Here is a 19,331-nt window from a genome sequence, read left to right as displayed (position 1 = left end):
ATATGAGTATGGCTGATTATAGAAAAACGGGTAATATCCAAGAGACACCTTTTGGATATACATTATCAGTTATAGGAGGCAAATGGAAAATGCTAATTCTGTATCTCCTTTCGGAAAATCAACCCGTTCGTTTTAATGATATGAAAAGGAGACTTGGAACGATTACCTTTAAAACATTGAGTGCACAACTTAAAGATTTGGAGGCAGATGGGATGATTATACGAAAGGAATATCCACAAGTCCCCCCTAAAGTGGAATACAGTCTTACAGATAAGGCAGAAACACTTTTACCAATTTTAGAACAGTTATGTGATTGGGGAGAGAAAAATCGAAGTAATTAAATTCTTTTTGTATAGATAATTCAAGTATTGACTATGAAGAGACAAAAGAAAAGCAGCTTTTGATAAAGCAATGGAGCGTATAGGGAACTTCTAATCTTAATGAAAAAGATAGTAATGATTAGGCCCCATCCGTCCCCATAAAAACAGACCCTGCAGGGTCTGTTTTTATTTTGCCTATACGTTTTGAAGTTGTGTTTTGATCAATTGAAACAGCAATGAAAATAGCAGATAATGTTCAAATAAAAAAAGCCCCAAAAAGGGCCTTTTTATTAATAGACTTCATGCTTAACCAAAGTAGCCGTTTTCTGCGGTTTGAAAATCATTTGAGGAATTTATATGTACAGTGGTTGTGATCCCCATTAATAAGGTAAGGCTTAATATCATAACTTTCAGGTGCTTCATTCAGCTTCCTCCTCCATCCATGTCAATTTTTTGGCCTGTGATTCCAAACCTTCATCAAAGTATTTTGATGCCAGTTTGTAATTATCCTGCTTTTTATAAAATCTTGCTGCCATAATTGACAATTCTGCAGCATCTGTCCAAAGTTTTTGATTTTTCAGTACATCAAGAGCTGCGTTGAGCTGAATTTCATCATCTGTTACATATATTGAATGTATGATATTTAACTTAGCAATATACGCATTGTCAGCTAATTCATTCGCTAACATGAGTGACTCGTTGTGTGCATCCAGCCCTTGAGCTTTTTTATCTAACTGGAAGAGTACACGCGCTAACATGTAATTTGTTCTCATATACAGTGGTTTGTGTGGCTTTTTTAATTCAACCGAAAAGACATTTTGTAAACATTCTAAAGCTTGCTGAAGCTTTCCTTGACGCTCATAACATATCCCAAGATTGAAATACCCTAGCGCTTGTGGAAAATCAATTTTAGATTCTGCTGCTAAATTGATAGCATCCTTATAGGTGGATTCAGCTTGTACAAATTGGTTTAAATCCATCTTATTTGATGCGATTACCATTAGAGTAGTAGCAACCCGACTCTCTTGTAAATCTGCTGATTTAAAGCTTTCTAAAGCTTTTTTGGCGTGGTTAATGGAGAAATGATTTTGTGCGATTTCGTAGTATGCAATCGAAAGCTGATAATTAAATTCAGCACGTTCTAAATCGTCAGGAACGTTTCGAAGTCGGGTCTCTGCAATATGATAATAGTTGATAGCGTCTGAAAAGCGCTTTTTATAAAACTCATACATGCCATTGAAGAAGAAATAATAATACTGAATCATGTCATCCGTTTTCTGCTTCTCTTCAATGTCTATTTGCTTCAATATATCTTTTGATCCCTCAAACTCCTGCGCCAACATTTTGTATCTGGAATCAATCAAGTTAAAGTATAATAAGACATTTTGATCTTCTTCCATATTTTCAAAGGCTATTACGATCTCTTTTCTCTTATTTTCAGCCTTTAGAATGTCCTGTTTCTTTATATATCCGTACCAATCACCGATCATTTTAGCCACAAATGGGCTTGCTACTTTTTCTCCCAAACAAACCTCCCCCTATCCATTCCTTTATTTTCCCTATAATTACATATATTATCATCCGTTTGAATATTCCACACCGAAAAGAAACCGCAAAAAAGAGAGACGAATTCGCCTCTCTGGTATGCCTTTTATTATTTGATGATACTCCAAATAAATCTTCCACTAGTATGGCCTGTTTTTTGTGCCCAAGCTTACTAAAGGAAACTTGTTTTCATAGCAATATGTTCTCCGAGATTTACTATAAGTGGATCTTTATTTTTTTCTAAAAATTTAGCAATTTGATTTAGATTTCCATTAATTTTATCGTTGATTGGCATATTGGGATTCAATAAGAGAACGTTGTTAATCGTAGTAGCTACTTCATAAAGATCATCTTCATCTTTTGTTTTTTCAATATGATATTGCATCTTTTTAAAAAACCATTCAATTTCGTTCAAATCAACCATCGGGTAGTATTGAATTTTATAAAGATTCTCTTCATCAAGGACGTCCAATTCAAATATGGCTTCAAGTTCTTCTTTACTTAAATGAACTTCAGAAAGTTCATATTCACCCTCTGCTGCTTCCTCATCAGTGTACTCAGCTGTATAAAGCCCCTGAATGAATTCATCAAAGGAATCTGCTAACTTAAAGTCTTCTTCCATCTCAACATCAAAATAATGAATTGCAGGATTCTCTTTCGTTTTTCGATAATCCATCGCTACCCAAGTATGGCCATCCCCGTTAATCAAAACAAGCCCTTCTGGCAGCTCCCACTCTTTCATTAAATAGGCACTATCCATAATTCCTTCACCTTCTGCAATTCCTAAAAGATGATTAAATTGGATATGATCCTCAGCCCATGAATTAGAGTGAGTGGTTGGAAAAGCATTATGAACTATATAACCGCCATTCTGTTCTAATATGAGCTTTTTATATGTATCTGGCAAAGTGATTCCTAGTTTCTTTTCAGCTTTAGATATTTCTGCTTCGCTGATCTTTTTTAACGTATAGTAACTTTTTTCCTCGTCTATTTCCCAAAAAGATTTCAAAGTTTATTTCCTCCTAATTTCATTTAACTAAACTTCAACACGAACTTATATTCTGACAAACTATTTTTGGTGGTGATTGTCTGTCTGATCTCGAGAGAAAGATTTATCGAATTATTGATAATATGAGCCGCTTCCGTAAGAATCCAACAATTGATGATCTGAAAAGAAAAACAGGTAAAGACGAGAAGACTGTTAGGCAAGCAATCGAAAACCTCCTGCCAACTGGAAACAATCTGGCGGATAAAGTTCGCCCCCCAATTCGTCCCCAATTAAAATAAATAGAACAAATATTCATTGTCAGAAAAACAAAAAACCCTTGCTAGGCAAGGGTTTAAACGATGATTCCGACTGGGCTCGAACCAGCGACCTCTACCCTGTCAAGGTAGCGCTCTCCCAGCTGAGCTACGGAATCGGGTTATGTATCAGTTCTGGGCTTTCTGTTACTGACAGTCTCTATTATATAACCATAATAATAAAGCGTCAATGGTTTTGTTTAAAAAAGGTCAAAAAGCCGGCGGCCGTGCCGGCTTTTTTCTCTCCTTCTTTATGATTGATTCACAAGAACTGGCTTTAATTGATCAAGTGCTTGTTTGAAGTCGCGTTTGAGGTCTTCTCCGTTTTCAACTCCGACACTTAAACGAAGCAGTCCATCTGTAATCCCTCTTTTTTCTCTTTCTTCTTTTGGCATAGCCGCATGTGACATTTTGGCTGGGTACGACAAAATGGATTCGACGGCACCTAGGCTGACGGCGAATACAGGTAATGTGACAGCGTCCACCAATTCTTTGACTGCCGCTTGATTTTCTAGTTCAAATGAGAGAACCGCTCCTGCTCCGCTTGCTTGCTTTCGCTGAATATCTGCGCCTGGATGATCGTCTAAGCCTGGGTAGTATACTTTTTTCACCGCAGGATGTTCTTTGAGAAAGGAAGCTAGTTCGAAGGCCGTTTGGCTTGCTTTTTCTAATCTCACCTGAAGGGTTTTTAACCCTCTTAACACAAGCCAGCAATCCTGCACGCCAAGGACCGCACCGAAGGAGTTTTGCAGCGAATAGAGTTCGTCTCCCAGCTTCTCATCTTTCACCACAGCTAAGCCTGACAGCACATCACTATGGCCGCTTAAAAATTTCGTTGCGCTGTGCAAAACAACGTCAACACCAAGGTCGAGCGGACGCTGAAGCGCAGGCGTTAAAAACGTATTATCTAAGAAAGTCAGACAGCCATGCTCTTTCGCAAGCTGGACAACACCTTCAATATCTGTAATCCCTAGTGTTGGATTTGACGGTGTTTCCATGTAAATGACCTTTGTATTTGATTGAATGCCTCTTTTAACTTCATTCAAATCGGTCATGTCCACGAAGGTATGCTCAATTCCAAATCTTGAAAGAACTTGGGTGATCATTCGGAAAGTCCCGCCGTACACATCTCTTGTGACAAGGACGTGATCTCCCTTTGATAATAGAAGAAAAGCGGTTGAAATAGCAGCCATGCCTGATGCAAAGGCAAGCCCTCTCGTTCCTCCTTCCAGCGCTGCAATCGTATCCTCTAATGCTTGACGTGTCGGAGTTCCCGATCTGGAGTAGTCATATTGGCCAAATTCATCGAAGCTGCTTTGATGAAATGTGGATGCATGCTGAATGGGTACACTGACTGCACCTGTTGAACGGTCTGTTTTAAACGCATTATGAACGAGTTGTGTTTCAAGTGTCCAATCGTGTGTGGTCATTTGGCGTGTACCTCCTCTTTTACTTGTGAGAGTGCCTGTTTCAGGTCTGCTTTCAGATCATCTACATGCTCGATGCCAACAGAGAAACGGAGCAGCTTGTTACATACACCGTTTGCAATGCGAATCTCTTCTGGAATATCCATATGCGTTTGTGTCGCAGGATACGTAATGAAGCTTTCGACTCCGCCAAGGCTTTCAGCAAAACAAATCGTTTTCAGCTGCTTCAAAAATGGATTGACCCATTCCTCTTTGGCTACTCGGAATGACAGCATGCCTCCCTTTCCTGGGTAAAGCACATCTTGAATTTCTGGCTGCTTCTCTAAAAACTGTGCCAGCTCCTTCGCATTTGCCTCGTGCTGGCGCATTCTAAGAGCCAGTGTTTTCATTCCTCTCATTAAAAGCCATGAGTCAAATGGTGATAGAACCGCTCCAATCGCGTTTTGATGCTGGAACATGTCTTCAGACAGCTGCTCTCCTTTTGTCACCACAAGCCCGGCAAGAACGTCATTATGTCCGCCTAAATATTTGGTTGCGCTATGAATGACAATGTCCGCTCCAAGCGTAATCGGCTTTTGCAAGACTGGTGTGTAAAAGGTGTTATCGACAATTACCAAAGCGCCATGCTCTTTTGCAATCTTCGCTATTTTTTGAATATCTGCTTCCTGCATCAGTGGATTTGTCGGTGTTTCAATAAAGACCGCTTTTGTGTTTGGCGTGATTTTAGAGCGTAAACAGTCTTCATCTGAAAAATCATCATAAAGAAAACGTAAGCCGTACTTTTTCCATTCGTTTTCAAACAAACGGTATGTACCGCCATATAGGTCTGAAGAGACGATGAGTTCATCTCCGCTTTCAAATAGAGCCATGATCGTTTGAATCGCCGCCATTCCCGAACTGAAGGCAAAACCGGCCGTCCCTTCTTCGAGTGAAGCAATTGCATCCTCTACGAGCTGTCTTGTTGGGTTTTTCGTTCGAATGTAATCAAATCCTGTAGATTCACCTATCCCTCTATGTCTGTATGCTGTCGAAAGATAAACGGGAGGACTGACAGTGCCAGTCACCTCTTCGCTACGGTTTCCAATCTGCGCTAATTTCGTTTCCACATGTTCTGTCATTTGACACCATCCTAAGTAAAAATCTGATTTCAAAACAGAAAACCCCTTCTTCATAAGAAGAAGGGGTTTAATCGCTTCCTCTTATCTTCCAAGCAAAAAAGCTGCTTGCTGGATTTAGCACCTTGGTACATCACATGAAGTGATGCATACCGGTTGCTGAGGTTTCAAAGGGCCAGTCCCTCCACCTCTCACGATAAGAATGTGTTGTCTGTCTGTTCTAATTCTTAATACTGTAACCCATTAAATCTCATTTTTCAAGGGGAAATGTCATGATTAATTAAAATTTTCTGTATTTTATAACAGAATCGATGTTATACGGTTTGATTGCATGTTAGCATATAGGAACAACGCTGTTTTTCATGTTACAATGAATGGAAACGTTTCACTTTATGATGAATTTGGTTAGCTGGAGGAATGGATTATGGTGAAGAAAACAGGAATCATTCAAGAAGAAACCTTACAGTCAAAAGAACTTGGGGCGGACATGACCATTTTGATCTATTTGCCAGTCAATTACTCCCCCCTTTATACATATCATGTCATCATTGCCCAGGATGGTCATGATTATTTCCGCCTAGGCAAAATAGGCAGACAGGCAGAAGAATTGATGCAAAACAAAGAAATGGAACGCTCGATTATCATTGGTGTTCCTTATGAAAATGTCACGGAAAGACGAAACACGTATCATCCAGATGGTACAAAGTTTGAAGCGTATAAACGCTTTTTAGCAAATGAACTGGTCCCTTATATTGATAAACACTATCCAACCTATCAAATTGGATCAGGACGAACGTTTATTGGTGATTCACTGGGTGCGACGATTTCTCTCATGACAGCCATTGATTATCCTTCTTTATTTGGCGGGCTGATTTTGCAGTCCCCTTACGTTGACGAGTCGGTTCTAGAAGCCGTCAAACAGTCGACAGCCCTTTCTCATTATGCCATTATCCATCAAATTGGGCTTGAGGAAACGGCTGTGAAAACAACAGATGGCCAGGTGCTTGATTTTGTTCAGCCGAACGAAGATTTAAAGACCCTTCTTGAACAATCTGGTGCGGATTACTTATTTGAGACATTCGAAGGGGATCATAAATGGACGTTTTGGCAGCCGCTCATTGCGCCTTCGTTAAAAAGAATGCTCCCATATTCGTTAATCAACTGAATTTTGTTATAATAAACAATAATAAATACTTTCTTATTCAGGAGGGAACATGATGAAATACGGAGTTGTTATATTTCCATCAAAAAAATTGCAAGATATTGCGAACTCTTACCGGAAGCGTTATGATCCGAACTATGCACTCATACCGCCTCATTTAACATTAAGAACACCTTTTGAATTAACGGATCTAGAAGCGGCTGAGGTCGTCTCAACGTTAAGAGATTATGCAAAAAATGCTTCTCCTATTACGTTACGTATTAAAAAATTCAGTTCATTCGCTCCTGTAAACAACGTCATTTATATGAAAGTAGAACCGAACGAGGACATCATGGCGCTCAATGAAAGATTGTACGCAGATCCACTTGCTGGTACACCTGAATATGCCTTTGTTCCTCATGTGACAGTCGCTCAAAAACTATCAGATGATGAGCATTCAGACGTACTTGGCACATTAAAGCTGAGAAAGATCGACCATGAAGAAACAGTGGATCGCTTCCACCTTTTATATCAATTAGAGAACGGTTCTTGGACCGTCTATGAAACATTTATTTTAGGAGAAGAGGGTTAAAGACATTTGAAAACAGTCATCGTAACAGAACAAACACAACGAGAAGATGCATATTATGTACGAAAAGAAGTATTCGTAAAAGAACAAGAAGTTCCAGTAGAGATCGAAATTGATGAACTAGAGGACAAAGCCACCCATTTTGTCATTTACAATGATGACAAAAAGCCTCAGGCAGCCGCTAGACTTCGGATCATTGAGGGTTCAAAGGCAAAGCTTGAACGGATTTGTGTGTTAAAAGAGGCGCGCTCCTTCGGCCTTGGCCACAAGCTATTAGAGGCGCTAGAAACAGAAGCGATTGCTAATGGAGCAAAAGAAGCGGTTATGCATGCCCAAATCCAAGCTCTTCCTTTCTACGAAAAGAAAGGCTACAAAGCGGTTTCTGAACCGTTTGAAGAAGCAGGAATCAAACATGTCAAAATGACAAAAACACTGTCTGTTTGACCAAAAGAAAAGCCAGAGCATTCAAGATGCCCTGGCTTTTTCTTTTTCATTATCGTTCGCCAATGGAAGAAAGCGTAATCATTTATATATACGTATTGATATGAACGCCCTTGCCTTCCTCCATAAACATATCTCGTACAAAGCGTTCCCGCTTTTTTTGCTGTACTTTCGTTTCCGCTTCTGTCACTAAGTCCTCTTTTTTCTCCAGCTCTCTGTAAATCTTGTCATGAAAGGTGCGGGTAACCTTTGTTACTTTCGCGTAGTCTTCTTTATCCTGAGGAGCTGGACGATTGATATACTGAAAATACAGATCCGGCTGAATCGGGGCTATATATCCCATCAAGAACGCCTCCTTTGCTTCTCTCTTATTCTACTATTCCCTAATTATGACTGTTTGAAACACGCCTCATTTGATATGATTAGATGTGTTTCGTTTTAAGATTGATTGACTATTGGAGGACTAGCTTTGAAATGCGCACGACGACATGATCGAACGATCTCATTACATACGTATTCGAGAGAACACTATCAATTCCTCCATGACGAGGGAAAAAAAGGACAATTATTCTGCCCATATTGCGGACAACCGGTCTTTTTTAGATTAAATATACATGATGAACCTGCCTTTATTCATAAGCACATATCTCAGCAAGAGATTTGTGAAAAAGCTGAAGAACAAGCAGATCATCATCAAACGGCTGAACAAGAGGAAAAGGCTTCCTATAAAGAACTTGGCGGCTTCCGTTTTCCAACCGGCAAACAGATCATCTCGCAAACGAGCGAATCATATGACTGGCAGGAACCAAGGTCGATTCAATTTAGCGACGCCTTACATTTAGAAGAGAATGAAGAAGTTCATACGATCGACCTCTTCCCGCATATCACCTTTAGCACACCGCAGCTTCAAGCTGTCACACATTTAGATGGTCCAATGCTTGTGCTGGCTGGTGCCGGCAGCGGGAAAACAAGAGTCCTGACGGCTAGAGCGGCTTATCTCATGTCCCATCATCATATTCCTGCTCACCATATTTTACTCGTAACTTTCACCACAAAAGCGAGCAATGAGATGAAAGAAAGACTGCGCAAGCAATACCAGCTTCATCCTTCACAAGCCAGCCAAGTAGTGACAGGCACCTTCCACAGTCTTTTTTATAAAATGCTGCTTCACGATGACGCAAACAAATGGAACGGCCAGCATCTGATCAAGTTTGACTGGCAAAAGGAGCAATACATTCGAAAAGCCATTATGAATGAAGGACTTGATGAGAAAGACTATCCTACCGATCAAGTACTGCAATCGATCGGCTATTGGAAAAATGCCTTTTTACCAGGTGAACTTCCTGATTTGAAAGATGAAAAGGAAAAACACATGTGGACGATCTATCAATCATATGAACAGCAAAAACGAGATCATCAGCAATTTGACTTTGATGATATGGCGATTGCCTGCTTACATATGCTGAAAGAACAGCCAGAACTGCTAAAACGGTATCAAGAACGATTCCAGTATATTTTAGTGGATGAATTTCAGGATATTAATCCAGTGCAATATCAATTAATTCAGCTTTTAGCCGGAGAATCAGAGCAGTTATTTTGTGTAGGGGATGATGATCAAGCCATTTACGCCTTTAGAGGGAGCAATCCTGCTTTCATTCTTGAATTCAAACAGGACTATCCTTCGGCTCAGATCGTCCATTTACATGCGAATTACCGGTCTCACCATACGATTGTCGCAAGTGCTGATGCGATTATTAAGAAAAATCAGCATCGTTATGAGAAGACGTTAAAAGCCGTGCGCGCGGAGAAAATTCCTCCGACTCTCTTCTATCCATATGACGAAGAAGAGGAAGCGACCATGATTGTCGCTGATATTCAGGAGAAAATTAAAAATGGTGCAAAGCCGAATGACTTCTGCGTGCTGTTTCGAACGAATACAGGCGGCCGTGCGATTTATGAACGGCTGCATCAATCGGCGATTCCATATGAGACGGATGCTGGTGTCAAAGCCTTCTACAGCAGACGAATGGTTCGGGTTCTTCTCGCCTTTCTTTCCTTAAGTCAGGATGCAGACGATGTGGCCGCCATGAAACAGCTGCTGCCGGTTTTCTTTTTAAAGCAGCAAACCCTGAATACACTAAAGGCACTGACCATCACAGAAGATTGCTCAATGGTAGAAGCGCTCGGAAAGCTGACAGATATACAGCCGTTTCAACAGAAAAAGCTGCAATCAATCGTTCCTTTGTTCCGAACGTTACGTACATTAAAGCCATCGGACGCGGTGACATTTATTGAACAAAAGATGGGACTCGGGGATTATTTAAAAAAACGGGTGAACGATACGAATGTACTTGAAAAAGGAGCGGATGATGTACGTGATGTGAAAACAGCCACCAAACGCTTTGAAACGATTGAAGCCTTTCTCGCACATGCCGAACATATGAAGTCTGCCGAAAAGGAAAAAACAGATGAACCCGGTGTTCAGCTCATGACGATCCACCGCGCAAAGGGACTAGAGTTCCAGACAGTATACATCACTTGTGTGGTCGATGGGGCACTGCCTCATGATTTCTCATTGGATGAACTGAGAAACGGTGATGAAGAAGCGCTAGAAGAAGAGCGCCGTTTATTATACGTTGCCATGACAAGAGCAGAACAATCTCTTTATCTGTCAGTTCCATCATTTAGACGAGGAAAAACGGCTCATCGTTCTCGCTTTTTGTATCCTCTTCTAAAGAAAAACCGTGAATTATTTACGCAAAAACAACAGGCCCCCCTTTAAACGGAGAGCCTGTTGTTTATTTTTTGTTGTTCATCATTTTAGCTATTGTATTGAAATCAAGCTTTTCTTTTCCACTTGTAATCGATTGAACGATTTTGTCTTCCATTTCTTTAGGTACACGTTTGTTCGCAAGCTGCGCTACTTTTTTAATGACACCTCGAACGGTATTCTCATCTTTAAAGTTGGCATTTTGCAAAGAACCTGCAAGTTTAAACACATCATTCATATTCACACCGGTTTTGTTTTCTACGCTTTTAAAAAATTTATTATCCATTCATTTGCCTCCTCTTTGTGGAGTAATCACCTTACTATATGAAAATAGGCGGGATATGTGCCTATCCTAAAGCCTTGTTTGACCAAAGAGAAAGGAAAGCAAAAGGCTTCCCCCTTGCTTCCCTCACCTTCTTACTGTTTAGTAGTTAAAGAAAGAAGCACCAACGATGATTAGAAGGATGAAAAGCACAACGACAAGTACAAATGTTGATCCATATCCGCCGCCGTAGCCACCGCCGTAGCCGCCGCAAGAACCGCCACCGTAACCGTAACTCATATTTAAGCACCTCCTCTTCTCCCTTACAAAGTATGAAAAATGCAAGAAATGGTTTGGACGATCACATAAAAAAGTGCGGAATTTTTATTTCTGCTGTTTAAAGATGTAATCTGCCTCTCTATGACGCACCATGAATGCTTCTGTTTCTTTCGCAAAAGCCTCCATCTTCACGCCAAATGCTTTTAAGTACTCCTCAAGATCATTCGCTTTATCCGTTAGATCCATTTCAGCCTTTTCGTGCGCTTGTTCTTTCCCATCATGGGGTTTAGTGAACAAGGAACCGATTAATTGTTCGAATGCATCCATTCTGGTCACCCCTTCTCTCTTACATATGCACCACTCAAAAAAAGGCAACAAAAAAACCGGATAAATCCGGCTTTTGTTTTTCTCTTCTATTATTGAGGTTTCTTTTTGTTTCCACAGCCGCAGCCATTTTTTTTGATTTTCTTCGTATATACAGATTGTTGATTTGACTGCGCTGGATAACCTTGAAGCATATGTGACGGCGTTTCAGTTGGTTTCATCGCAACCCTTCCTTTCCTATTCCATGATAGTATATGCATTTATTGAAAGCGTGTCTGATCAGAATGCCTGTTTATTTCACAAGCTTCGAGACGACCGCTTCAATGATGCCTGCTGCTGCGGCAATCGCTAATAGTAAATTAAGCCACATGCTGATGACAGGAAAAAGTATGTATATCAGAAGCAAGGCAGCAGTGCACCATATGCCAGTACACCAATAACAGCTTAACAGTTCTCCAACCCAAGACCGCAGTCCTTCCCCTTTAATGATGATATATGTTTCGACCTCACCTTGTTCGTTTACCTCTTCCTGTTCTTCATGAAATAGACGGCGGAATGGCGCAGTAATGGTATCAAACACAATCAGTCTCGTCAGTCTAAAGGATGCGAGGGCAAACACGACAAATGACAAAGCACCGCTCAGGGAGCCTCCACCTCCTTCTTTCTTCTTTTTCCGTCCTTTCTTTATATATGCAAGAAAAAAGACCGTCATGATGAATCGAGCGGAAATAAAATTGGGTTGTACTTTTTCACACTTTCCGATTCCACCTTGCGTCCTTGTTGCATTAAATAATGTATAGATAAGAAAGGAGTGAAAGTATTGTCTATTGAAGAAAGTGCTGAAACATTATATACACAACTGTTAAACGAATTAATCAGCAATTATGATGATTTCATTGAGATCAAAGATTCCGAAAATGTCACAATTCATAAAACAGATGTAACAGCCGCACTCTCCCTTCAAGCGACCGTAACGACAATCATTACTCTTTTAATCCAAATTCTTGTACCAGACGATGAATTGGCTGCTGACATCACAGACCAGCTTTTATCCACACAACAAGTGGAAGTCCAAAAGAAAACTGTGATTCAAATCATCAACTGCTATAACATTACGATTACATTATCAGATGCATCCATTATGAACTCCGTCCAAATTCTCACTCAAACATTGAATGTGCTCTTAGTTGAAGCCGGCATTCTTTGACCCTTTCTTTTTCTAATGACGTATGAAAGAGGTGAAATCATCGTGGCTGAAGAGAACGAAAAAAAGGAGTTTCAAATCAATACTGATATTGATCCATTAACAAGTCTTCTTGTCAGTGATGTGTTAAACAAAAACAATATCACTGATGATCAGAAAGCAAAAATTTCAGACGATCAAAGAAGAATGATTTTGAAATTAGTCGAGGACTTACAAAAGAAAGCAAATGATTTCGTAGAACAGCAGCAGGAGAAAAAAAGGCAGGCTGAGGCAGCAAAACAGCCGGAAGAAGTAGTGCCTGAACCAAAAGTACGTCCAAATCGAAACTCACTTCGAAATCGTATTCAGCAGCGTCGTAATGCGCAGCGTAATAACGATTAAATAAAAATGGGTTGCCTGCTAGGGTAAATGCCCGAGACAAAACCACGCATTCCAGCATTTAATAAAGTAAACGGAAGGAGGAATAGAAATGGATTCTAAACCATATTCTTGGGTCGCTCTAGATCGTAACTGTACACACCACGGACACCACAGACACCACGACGATTGCAATTATGAAAGAAAAGCACTTTGTGACGACTATTATGATGATGAAGATGTCTTACAAGACTTGGATCAAGTAAGCTTCACAAAGCAGACATCTGAGGAAGTCATTATCGTCAGAGACTCTTGTGACATTAACGTATCTTCTGTCGATGCACAGGTTGCAGCATCTATCCAAGTAGCGATTCAAACAGCGATCATCACCATTACAAATATCTCAATCGCAGACGGTGATTTGGCAGACCGCGTCACGCAGGATCTCTTACAAGCAGCTACTCACAAACAAACAAACCGCCAAAAACTTGTCATCGAAAATTCAAGAAACGTTACAGTCTCTACAATCGATGCGGACATCTCTATCGCAATCCAAACACTTACACAAACACTTGTTGCGACAATCGTTGCAATCGGCATCCTCTAATGTCCAAAAGCAGAGCGAAAAGCTCTGCTTTTCCTTTTATAAAAATACAGCAAATATAAATGGTCATTTACCCACACCAACTAGAGGGCGCATACATATGTTGTTAAGGACTAAAGTCAAATACCTTGTTAAAGGAGCTGAAATCCATGAGCTGCGGAAAACACCATGGCCGACATGATGAAAACTGTGTATGCGATGCGGTTGATAAGATTTTAGCAGAGCAGGAAGCTGTAGAAGATAAATGTCCTACGAGCTGCTACAGTAATTTATTAAGCCCAACAGTTTCTGGAAAAGATACGATTCCGTTTTTACTTTTTGATAAAAAGGGCGGGTTGTTCTCTACTTTCGGAAACATTGGAGGATTCGTTGACGATTGCCAATGCTTCGAATCTATTTTCTTCCGGGTTGAAAAATTACACGACTGCTGTGCTACGTTATCTGTATTAAGACCTGTTGATGTACACGGACATACGCTAAGCGTGTGTCACCCTTGTGACCCTGACTTCTTTGGTCTAGAAAAAACGGACTTTTGTATTGAGGTTGATTTAAACTGCTTCTGCGCAATCCAATGCTTAAACCCAGAGCTTGTCGACAGAGTCATGCCATCGAAAGATAAAAAGCATCATCACCACGGCTAAATCAACAGGCCACTGATCTAACTTGTCATAAGTCAAAGCATCCCCTTCCTCACGAATGACAGCCAATCATGCGGAGCAGTCAGCATAAGAAGCGGCCGCTTCCGCATTGGTTAAAAGTAGATGCACGAGCCGGCAAAGATAGCTTGTAGATGATGACAGTGCTCAAACACTCAAACAAATTTCCTAGTATAGGAGGGTTGAATATGAGCCGCAACCATTCATGGAGCTGTGTAACAGAGGCTGTTGAAAACATTAGCGACTTGCAAAATGCTGTCAAAGAAGAGTGCCCGACCAGCTGTTACAGCAATCTCCTTTCTCCATCACATTCATTAGGTGACACTGTCCCGTTTGTTCTCTTTACATCCAAATCAAAACCATTCGTCGCATTCGGAAACGTCGGAGAAGTAGATCCAGGCCCTTGCTTCAGCACTGCATTTTTCAGAGTCGAACATATCTGTGATCACTGTGCAACACTCAGCTTGCTTATCGCATTTGACAAAGACCGTCATATTTTAGATTTTACAGATAAAGATTCCTTATGTGATGTGTTCCGATTAGAAAAATCGAAATATTGCATTGAAGTAGACCTTGACTGCTTCTGCGCAATCGAGTGCCTAAACCCACGACTCATCAATCGTAACTGCTAACAAAAAAAGTCCCTATAAGGGACTTTTTTTATTAGTTAAAAACCTAGCGGATGGATGGAAGTAATCTCAGCAATCGCTAATTCGACTGGATTTCCCCCGCCTGCTGTACGAATGCTCACAGTATCATCTTTTCGATCCATGATGATTCCTCTATATGTTTTACCATCAGCTTCAATCAGACAAAGAGCTCTTGGCATATTATGAGGCAGTCTTGTGAGAAAATCGACTTTTTCATCAATACTCATCTGACTTAAAGGCTTTTTCACTCGTTTTCTTCTTGGTTCTTCTTTTGTTTCATGGAAGACACCTTCTGGCTGATTTCCCTCTTCTTCTTGAGGCTCTCGCTTTTGTATGAGCTCTGGTTCTTGTGTGATTTCTTGTTCCTGTGTACGTTCGGCTTCTTGTGTATCCTCTTGTTCCTGTGTAGCCTCTGCTTCTTGTGTGATCTCTTGTTCTTCTGTAAACTCAGATTCGTGTGTCATATCTCGTTCTTGTTGAAGTTTAGGCGGCTCGGCTTCTTTTTTATGCTCTATTTCTTGAGCTGCAGGTTCCTCCTGCGTGCTTTCTTTGATCACATCTTTTGCATTGGTCTCACTTTCTGGCTGTTTTTCTGATTTCTTTCGCTTTCTCACAATATTTTGCATGGCCGGCTTTGATTCTTGATAGCTCGGCTGAACAATATACATCAGCGGCTTTTGATTCTCATCACCTTTATTTGACATACTAATCCCTCCCGAATGATTCATTCCTTATATATATGAACGGAGGCCTCAAATCAGAAGAAAAATAAAAAAACAGCATACCCTTCATCGGTATGCTGCAAGTCATGTATTCGTTTAGCGGGCAATGATATGGAAGCCGGAATCAACATGCAGATTCTCACCTGTCATGCCGCGAGATAGATCACTGAATAAGAATAGAGCTGTATCGCCAACTTCTTCAGGAGTTGTTGTACGGCGGAGCGGTGCACGCTCTTCAATATCCTTCAGAATGGTATTAAAGCCGCTGATGCCCTTTGCAGATAACGTACGAATAGGACCAGCAGAAATACTGTTCACTCGGATGCCTTCTGCGCCTAAATCAGCTGCTAAATATTTCACACTTGCTTCAAGTGATGCTTTCGCTACACCCATTACGTTGTAGTTTGATACAACACGCTCTCCGCCTAGGTATGTAAGCGTCACAATGCTTCCACCCTCTGTCATCAATGGACGTGCTGCTTTTGCTACAGCAGTTAATGAGTATGCACTAATGTTGTGCGCCAAAAGGAAACCTTCACGGTTCGTGTTCAAGTATTCGCCAACAAGCTCTTCCTTGTTTGCAAATGCAATGGCATGCGCAACGCCATGAATGACTTGTACTTTTTCTTTAATTGCAGCGAAACATTTTTCGATTTCTTCGTCACTTGTCACGTCACATGGAAGAATAATTGAATCATCACGCTCAAGTGTGCTTGCCAGCTCTTTTACTGATTCAGCAAGACGATCTCCAACATAAGTAAAAATCAAACGAGCTCCAGCTTCATGAAGTGAGCGGGCAATTCCCCAAGCGATGCTTCGTTTATTGGCAACACCCATAACCACGATATTACGGCCTTCTAAAGAAAAGTTCATATGTAATAAAGCCTCCTATTTTTTCAAGACATAGTATTAGTACCTGATCATAATATTATCACAGATCATAAGAGAATGACAATTTCCGCTGAAAGAAAGTTTCATTTTCGCAAAAAACCGTCTTCATAAGTGAAGACGGTTCGATTCCTTTATCATTTGATTCTGTTTTGCTGATAAGCAAAATGGTTCGTAGGTCCGTGTCCAGATCCAATACGTAAAGGGAATTTAATGGCTTCATGAACAAAGGTTTCTGCTGTTTCAAAGGCTTCCTTCATCGAATATCCTTTCGCAATTTCAGCTGTTAATGCTGCTGCAAACGTGCAGCCTGTGCCATGTGTATGCGGTGTATCAATATGTTCATTTGTGACTTCAATAAAGCCTTTTCCATCATACAGCAGGTCTGTAATCATCCCATCAGATGGACCATGGCCGCCTTTAATCACGACATGTTTCGTACCTAGCTCATAAAGGCGCTCCGCCGCCACATAGCGGTCCTTTTTCGTCTGAATTTGTATCCCTGTCAGTACTTCTGCCTCAGGAAGATTCGGCGTTACAGCATAGCTGACAGGCAGCAAGTGTGTTTTCATCGCAGCGACCGCATCTTCATTTAATAAAGAGGCCCCTCCTTTTGCGATCATGACTGGATCTACAATCAGCTTCATATCATATTGAACCGTTTTTTCAGCTACAATCTTGATCATGTCTGCACTCCACAGCATCCCTGTTTTGACGGCATCTGGCGGTAAGTCTTCTGCCACTGCATCTATTTGACGCTCTAACGCCTCAATTGAAAGCGGGTATATCCCGTGAACACCTAGTGTGTTTTGCGCAGTAATCGCTGTGATCGCAGACATTCCGTACACACCGAGCTCCTGAAAAGTTTTCAAATCTGCCTGAATACCTGCTCCGCCGCCAGAATCAGAACCCGCGATTGTGAATGCTTTTTTGATCGTCATTTCTTCACACCTCTCATTAGCCAATCCATTGATGATAAATGGTTCTTGCTTTGGCAATATCATTCGTACCATGTACAAGCGCTCTGCCATCTTTAAATAAGACAAGCTTAAACTCATCCTTTTGACACGAAAGCAAATATGGATTTTCAAGCACATCCATTCCTGCTTTCTTTAACCGAAGAGCTACTTCATGTAAAGGCGGCGGTGTTTCTGCTGCACTGCGGATTTGTACCGTATTGCGGCCGCATAGTACATCTGCCTTCGCTCTCTTGTCATATGAAAGAAATGGATAGGTCTTCAGTCCACAGCTTGGACATTGCTTCTTCTTTAAAGACGCGGCCGACCGAATGTCAGAGCGTTCATTTTTCCATAAATCGAAGGATTTTAAAATTGGCGTCACTTGATGTCCTGTTAAATATTTAAGTGCATCTGCCACTTGATATGCGGCTACCTGCTGCACAACTGGACTAATGATACCTGCTGTATCACATGTCATGCCTTGTGCAGGCAAATGTTCAAGCAGACAGTGTAAACACGGCGTCTCACCAGGGATCACTGTGAATTGAATGCCATAACTGGCGACACAGGCCCCATAAAGGAACGGAATTTGATGTTTGACAGCGGCATCATTGGCGATCATTCTTACCTCAAAATTATCCGCTGCATCGACAATGATTGAAGCCCCACTGACAAGTTCGTCAATATTGTGAGCAGTCACATCGATCACGATTCCTTTGATGTGCACGTCACTGTTTACTTGCTTGAGTCTTTTTTCAGCCGCCACAGCTTTTGGCAGCCGATCCTTCACGTCTTGCTCCGTGTAAAGCTGCTGACGCTGAAGGTTGCTCCATTCAATATAATCTCGGTCCAAAATGGTGACAGAACCAACGCCGGCACGAACGAGCATTTCAGCACTTGCGGTTCCAAGTGCCCCCGCTCCAATAATGACCGCCTTTGAGTCATTTAGCCGCTTTTGTCCCTCTGTTCCAATTGGCTGAAAAAGCTCTTGGCGTGAATAACGAGTGCTCAAAATGACGGCATTCCTTCCTGTGGACTGCTCGCTGTCCCATAGTTTTTTAGCGGAATACGTCCTGCCTCATAGCCTAGTCTTCCTGATTCAATCGCGAGTTTCATTGCTTTTGCCATTTTTACAGGATCCTTTGCACCAGAGACAGCGGTATTTAGTAATACAGCGTCTGCTCCAAGCTCCATCGCATAAGCTGCATCCTTCGGAGAACCTACGCCAGCATCAATAATGACCGGCACCTTCGCCTGCTCAATAATAAATGAGAGATTCAAAGGATTTAGTAAGCCTTGGCCTGAACCAATCGGTGAAGCACCAGGCATGATAGCATGGACACCGAGTTCTTCTAATTTTCTTGCCAGCACCACATCATCAGATGTATATGGCAGCACGATAAATCCTTCTTCGAGCAGCATTTCAGATGCTTTTAATGTTTCAACTGGATCTGGCAGAAGAGACCTTGAACAACCAATGACTTCTACCTTAATCATGTCACAAAGCCCAGAAGCCTTTGCTAAACGGGCAATACGCACTGCCTCTTCTGCTGTACTTGCTCCAGCTGTATTCGGAAGCAGCGTATATTTTGATAAATCAAGCTGCTCCAAAAAATTAGGCTGAGATGCTTCGAATATGTTCATTCTTCTGACGGCAAAGGTTAAAATTTCGGCTTCCGATACGTTCACCGCTTCTTTTTGAACCTCAAATGATGGGTACTTTCCTGTTCCGAGTAATAGTCTTGATGTGAATGTTTTTCCGCCAATGTGCAGCAT

The 19,331-nt window shown here is 41.2% G+C and carries 26 protein-coding genes, 1 tRNA gene and 1 riboswitch; of the genes, 11 read left to right on the top strand and 16 right to left on the bottom strand.

The genetic code is table 11. The features are described from left to right. Window positions 1-2 precede the first annotated feature (2 nt). Window positions 3-341: a helix-turn-helix domain-containing protein gene (locus tag MHI08_RS05820; protein ID WP_024424994.1), complete on the top strand. Its 339-nt coding sequence runs from the start codon at window positions 3-5 to the stop codon at window positions 339-341. A gap of 398 nt (window positions 342-739) precedes the next feature. On the opposite strand, the gene MHI08_RS05815 is transcribed toward MHI08_RS05820, so the two are convergent. Next, window positions 740-1,846, bottom strand: coding sequence for a Rap family tetratricopeptide repeat protein (locus MHI08_RS05815; protein ID WP_342500082.1), 1,107 nt, complete (start codon window positions 1,844-1,846; stop codon window positions 740-742). A gap of 191 nt (window positions 1,847-2,037) precedes the next feature. Next, entirely contained in the window at window positions 2,038-2,874 is an 837-nt protein-coding gene (locus MHI08_RS05810; RefSeq protein WP_342500081.1) for an SMI1/KNR4 family protein, read from the bottom strand. An 80-nt stretch (window positions 2,875-2,954) separates the two neighbouring features. Between MHI08_RS05810 and MHI08_RS05805 the strand changes: the two genes are divergently transcribed. Then, window positions 2,955-3,152 carry a hypothetical protein gene (locus MHI08_RS05805; RefSeq protein WP_076840882.1) on the top strand — a complete coding sequence of 66 codons (198 nt, stop codon included), beginning with the start codon at window positions 2,955-2,957 and terminating at the stop codon, window positions 3,150-3,152. Between the two features lie 61 nt (window positions 3,153-3,213). Here the strand turns inward: MHI08_RS05805 and MHI08_RS05800 are convergent. The 3 genes from MHI08_RS05800 to MHI08_RS05790 all read right to left on the bottom strand — a co-directional run bounded on the left by MHI08_RS05800 (window position 3,214) and on the right by MHI08_RS05790 (window position 5,712). Beyond that, window positions 3,214-3,286, bottom strand: a tRNA-Val gene (locus MHI08_RS05800). A gap of 132 nt (window positions 3,287-3,418) precedes the next feature. Next, a complete protein-coding gene (metC, locus tag MHI08_RS05795) occupies window positions 3,419-4,597 on the bottom strand; it encodes a cystathionine beta-lyase (RefSeq protein WP_041110172.1) in 1,179 nt (392 codons plus the stop codon). Then, on the bottom strand, window positions 4,594-5,712 hold the full coding sequence (locus tag MHI08_RS05790; protein WP_125586482.1) for a methionine biosynthesis PLP-dependent protein: 1,119 nt from the start codon (window positions 5,710-5,712) through the stop codon (window positions 4,594-4,596). Before MHI08_RS05790 ends, metC begins: the two co-directional genes overlap by 4 nt. Before the next feature lie 78 nt (window positions 5,713-5,790). Next, window positions 5,791-5,912, bottom strand: a riboswitch (SAM riboswitch). Between the two features lie 221 nt (window positions 5,913-6,133). Here MHI08_RS05790 and MHI08_RS05785 point away from each other — a divergent pair. From MHI08_RS05785 to MHI08_RS05775, 3 genes are read left to right on the top strand one after another with little or no spacing between them, the layout of a single operon-like run. Beyond that, on the top strand, window positions 6,134-6,874 hold the full coding sequence (locus MHI08_RS05785) for an esterase family protein (protein ID WP_034282018.1): 741 nt from the start codon (window positions 6,134-6,136) through the stop codon (window positions 6,872-6,874). Window positions 6,875-6,926: 52 nt separating this feature from the next. After that, window positions 6,927-7,442, top strand: coding sequence for a YjcG family protein (locus MHI08_RS05780; RefSeq protein WP_024426454.1), 516 nt, complete (start codon window positions 6,927-6,929; stop codon window positions 7,440-7,442). Window positions 7,443-7,448: 6 nt separating this feature from the next. Then, a complete protein-coding gene (locus MHI08_RS05775) occupies window positions 7,449-7,883 on the top strand; it encodes a GNAT family N-acetyltransferase (protein WP_163115266.1) in 435 nt (144 codons plus the stop codon). Window positions 7,884-7,965: 82 nt separating this feature from the next. On the opposite strand, the gene MHI08_RS05770 is transcribed toward MHI08_RS05775, so the two are convergent. Further along, window positions 7,966-8,223 (bottom strand): hypothetical protein, encoded by a 258-nt coding sequence (locus MHI08_RS05770; RefSeq protein WP_003210759.1) that lies wholly within the window; start codon window positions 8,221-8,223, stop codon window positions 7,966-7,968. A 126-nt stretch (window positions 8,224-8,349) separates the two neighbouring features. On the opposite strand from MHI08_RS05770, the gene MHI08_RS05765 reads away from it, so the two are divergent. Next, window positions 8,350-10,662 (top strand): ATP-dependent helicase, encoded by a 2,313-nt coding sequence (locus tag MHI08_RS05765; RefSeq protein ID WP_339241175.1) that lies wholly within the window; start codon window positions 8,350-8,352, stop codon window positions 10,660-10,662. Between the two features lie 16 nt (window positions 10,663-10,678). Here the strand turns inward: MHI08_RS05765 and MHI08_RS05760 are convergent, their stop codons facing one another. The 5 genes from MHI08_RS05760 to MHI08_RS05740 form a co-directional block, all read right to left on the bottom strand. Beyond that, the gene (locus MHI08_RS05760) at window positions 10,679-10,936 is read right to left on the bottom strand and encodes a stage VI sporulation protein F (RefSeq protein WP_008348417.1); all 258 of its coding nucleotides are present in this window, start codon (window positions 10,934-10,936) and stop codon (window positions 10,679-10,681) included. Window positions 10,937-11,074: 138 nt separating this feature from the next. Continuing rightward, window positions 11,075-11,212, bottom strand: a complete 138-nt coding sequence (locus MHI08_RS05755) for a YjcZ family sporulation protein (protein WP_024426457.1) — start codon at window positions 11,210-11,212, stop codon at window positions 11,075-11,077. Between the two features lie 84 nt (window positions 11,213-11,296). Continuing rightward, window positions 11,297-11,518: a hypothetical protein gene (locus MHI08_RS05750; protein WP_248351713.1), complete on the bottom strand. Its 222-nt coding sequence runs from the start codon at window positions 11,516-11,518 to the stop codon at window positions 11,297-11,299. An 89-nt stretch (window positions 11,519-11,607) separates the two neighbouring features. Continuing rightward, entirely contained in the window at window positions 11,608-11,736 is a 129-nt protein-coding gene (locus tag MHI08_RS05745) for a hypothetical protein (protein WP_259279657.1), read from the bottom strand. Window positions 11,737-11,807: 71 nt separating this feature from the next. Next, window positions 11,808-12,158 (bottom strand): DUF1360 domain-containing protein, encoded by a 351-nt coding sequence (locus MHI08_RS05740; protein ID WP_024426459.1) that lies wholly within the window; start codon window positions 12,156-12,158, stop codon window positions 11,808-11,810. A 168-nt stretch (window positions 12,159-12,326) separates the two neighbouring features. On the opposite strand from MHI08_RS05740, the gene MHI08_RS05735 reads away from it, so the two are divergent. The 5 genes from MHI08_RS05735 (at window position 12,327) to MHI08_RS05715 (ending at window position 14,968) form a co-directional block, all read left to right on the top strand. After that, complete coding sequence (locus tag MHI08_RS05735; protein WP_231506869.1) at window positions 12,327-12,722, top strand: spore coat protein; 396 nt, start codon at window positions 12,327-12,329, stop codon at window positions 12,720-12,722. A gap of 42 nt (window positions 12,723-12,764) precedes the next feature. Further along, complete coding sequence (locus MHI08_RS05730; protein ID WP_024425013.1) at window positions 12,765-13,100, top strand: hypothetical protein; 336 nt, start codon at window positions 12,765-12,767, stop codon at window positions 13,098-13,100. A gap of 88 nt (window positions 13,101-13,188) precedes the next feature. Continuing rightward, a complete protein-coding gene (locus tag MHI08_RS05725; RefSeq protein ID WP_025093420.1) occupies window positions 13,189-13,683 on the top strand; it encodes a spore coat protein in 495 nt (164 codons plus the stop codon). 146 nt (window positions 13,684-13,829) lie between these two features. Further along, the gene (locus tag MHI08_RS05720; protein WP_003211658.1) at window positions 13,830-14,321 is read left to right on the top strand and encodes a CotY/CotZ family spore coat protein; all 492 of its coding nucleotides are present in this window, start codon (window positions 13,830-13,832) and stop codon (window positions 14,319-14,321) included. A gap of 203 nt (window positions 14,322-14,524) precedes the next feature. Next, complete coding sequence (locus MHI08_RS05715; protein WP_024425015.1) at window positions 14,525-14,968, top strand: CotY/CotZ family spore coat protein; 444 nt, start codon at window positions 14,525-14,527, stop codon at window positions 14,966-14,968. A gap of 35 nt (window positions 14,969-15,003) precedes the next feature. On the opposite strand, the gene MHI08_RS05710 is transcribed toward MHI08_RS05715, so the two are convergent. The 5 genes from MHI08_RS05710 to MHI08_RS05690 all read right to left on the bottom strand — a co-directional run bounded on the left by MHI08_RS05710 (window position 15,004) and on the right by MHI08_RS05690 (window position 19,331). Then, complete coding sequence (locus MHI08_RS05710; RefSeq protein WP_342500080.1) at window positions 15,004-15,690, bottom strand: CotO family spore coat protein; 687 nt, start codon at window positions 15,688-15,690, stop codon at window positions 15,004-15,006. 114 nt (window positions 15,691-15,804) lie between these two features. Next, entirely contained in the window at window positions 15,805-16,581 is a 777-nt protein-coding gene (gene fabI, locus MHI08_RS05705; RefSeq protein ID WP_024425017.1) for an enoyl-ACP reductase FabI, read from the bottom strand. A 152-nt stretch (window positions 16,582-16,733) separates the two neighbouring features. After that, a complete protein-coding gene (gene thiD / locus MHI08_RS05700; protein WP_342500079.1) occupies window positions 16,734-17,537 on the bottom strand; it encodes a bifunctional hydroxymethylpyrimidine kinase/phosphomethylpyrimidine kinase in 804 nt (267 codons plus the stop codon). 16 nt (window positions 17,538-17,553) lie between these two features. After that, window positions 17,554-18,567, bottom strand: coding sequence for a thiazole biosynthesis adenylyltransferase ThiF (locus tag MHI08_RS05695; RefSeq protein ID WP_044334777.1), 1,014 nt, complete (start codon window positions 18,565-18,567; stop codon window positions 17,554-17,556). Continuing rightward, the gene (locus MHI08_RS05690) at window positions 18,564-19,331 is read right to left on the bottom strand and encodes a thiazole synthase (protein ID WP_025093416.1); all 768 of its coding nucleotides are present in this window, start codon (window positions 19,329-19,331) and stop codon (window positions 18,564-18,566) included. Before MHI08_RS05690 ends, MHI08_RS05695 begins: the two co-directional genes overlap by 4 nt.

Origin of the sequence: Bacillus sp. FSL M7-0791, assembly GCF_038627085.1 — a bacterium.
Lineage (GTDB): Bacteria > Bacillota > Bacilli > Bacillales > Bacillaceae > Bacillus > Bacillus safensis.
This window is presented reverse-complemented; position numbering and strand designations above follow the sequence as displayed.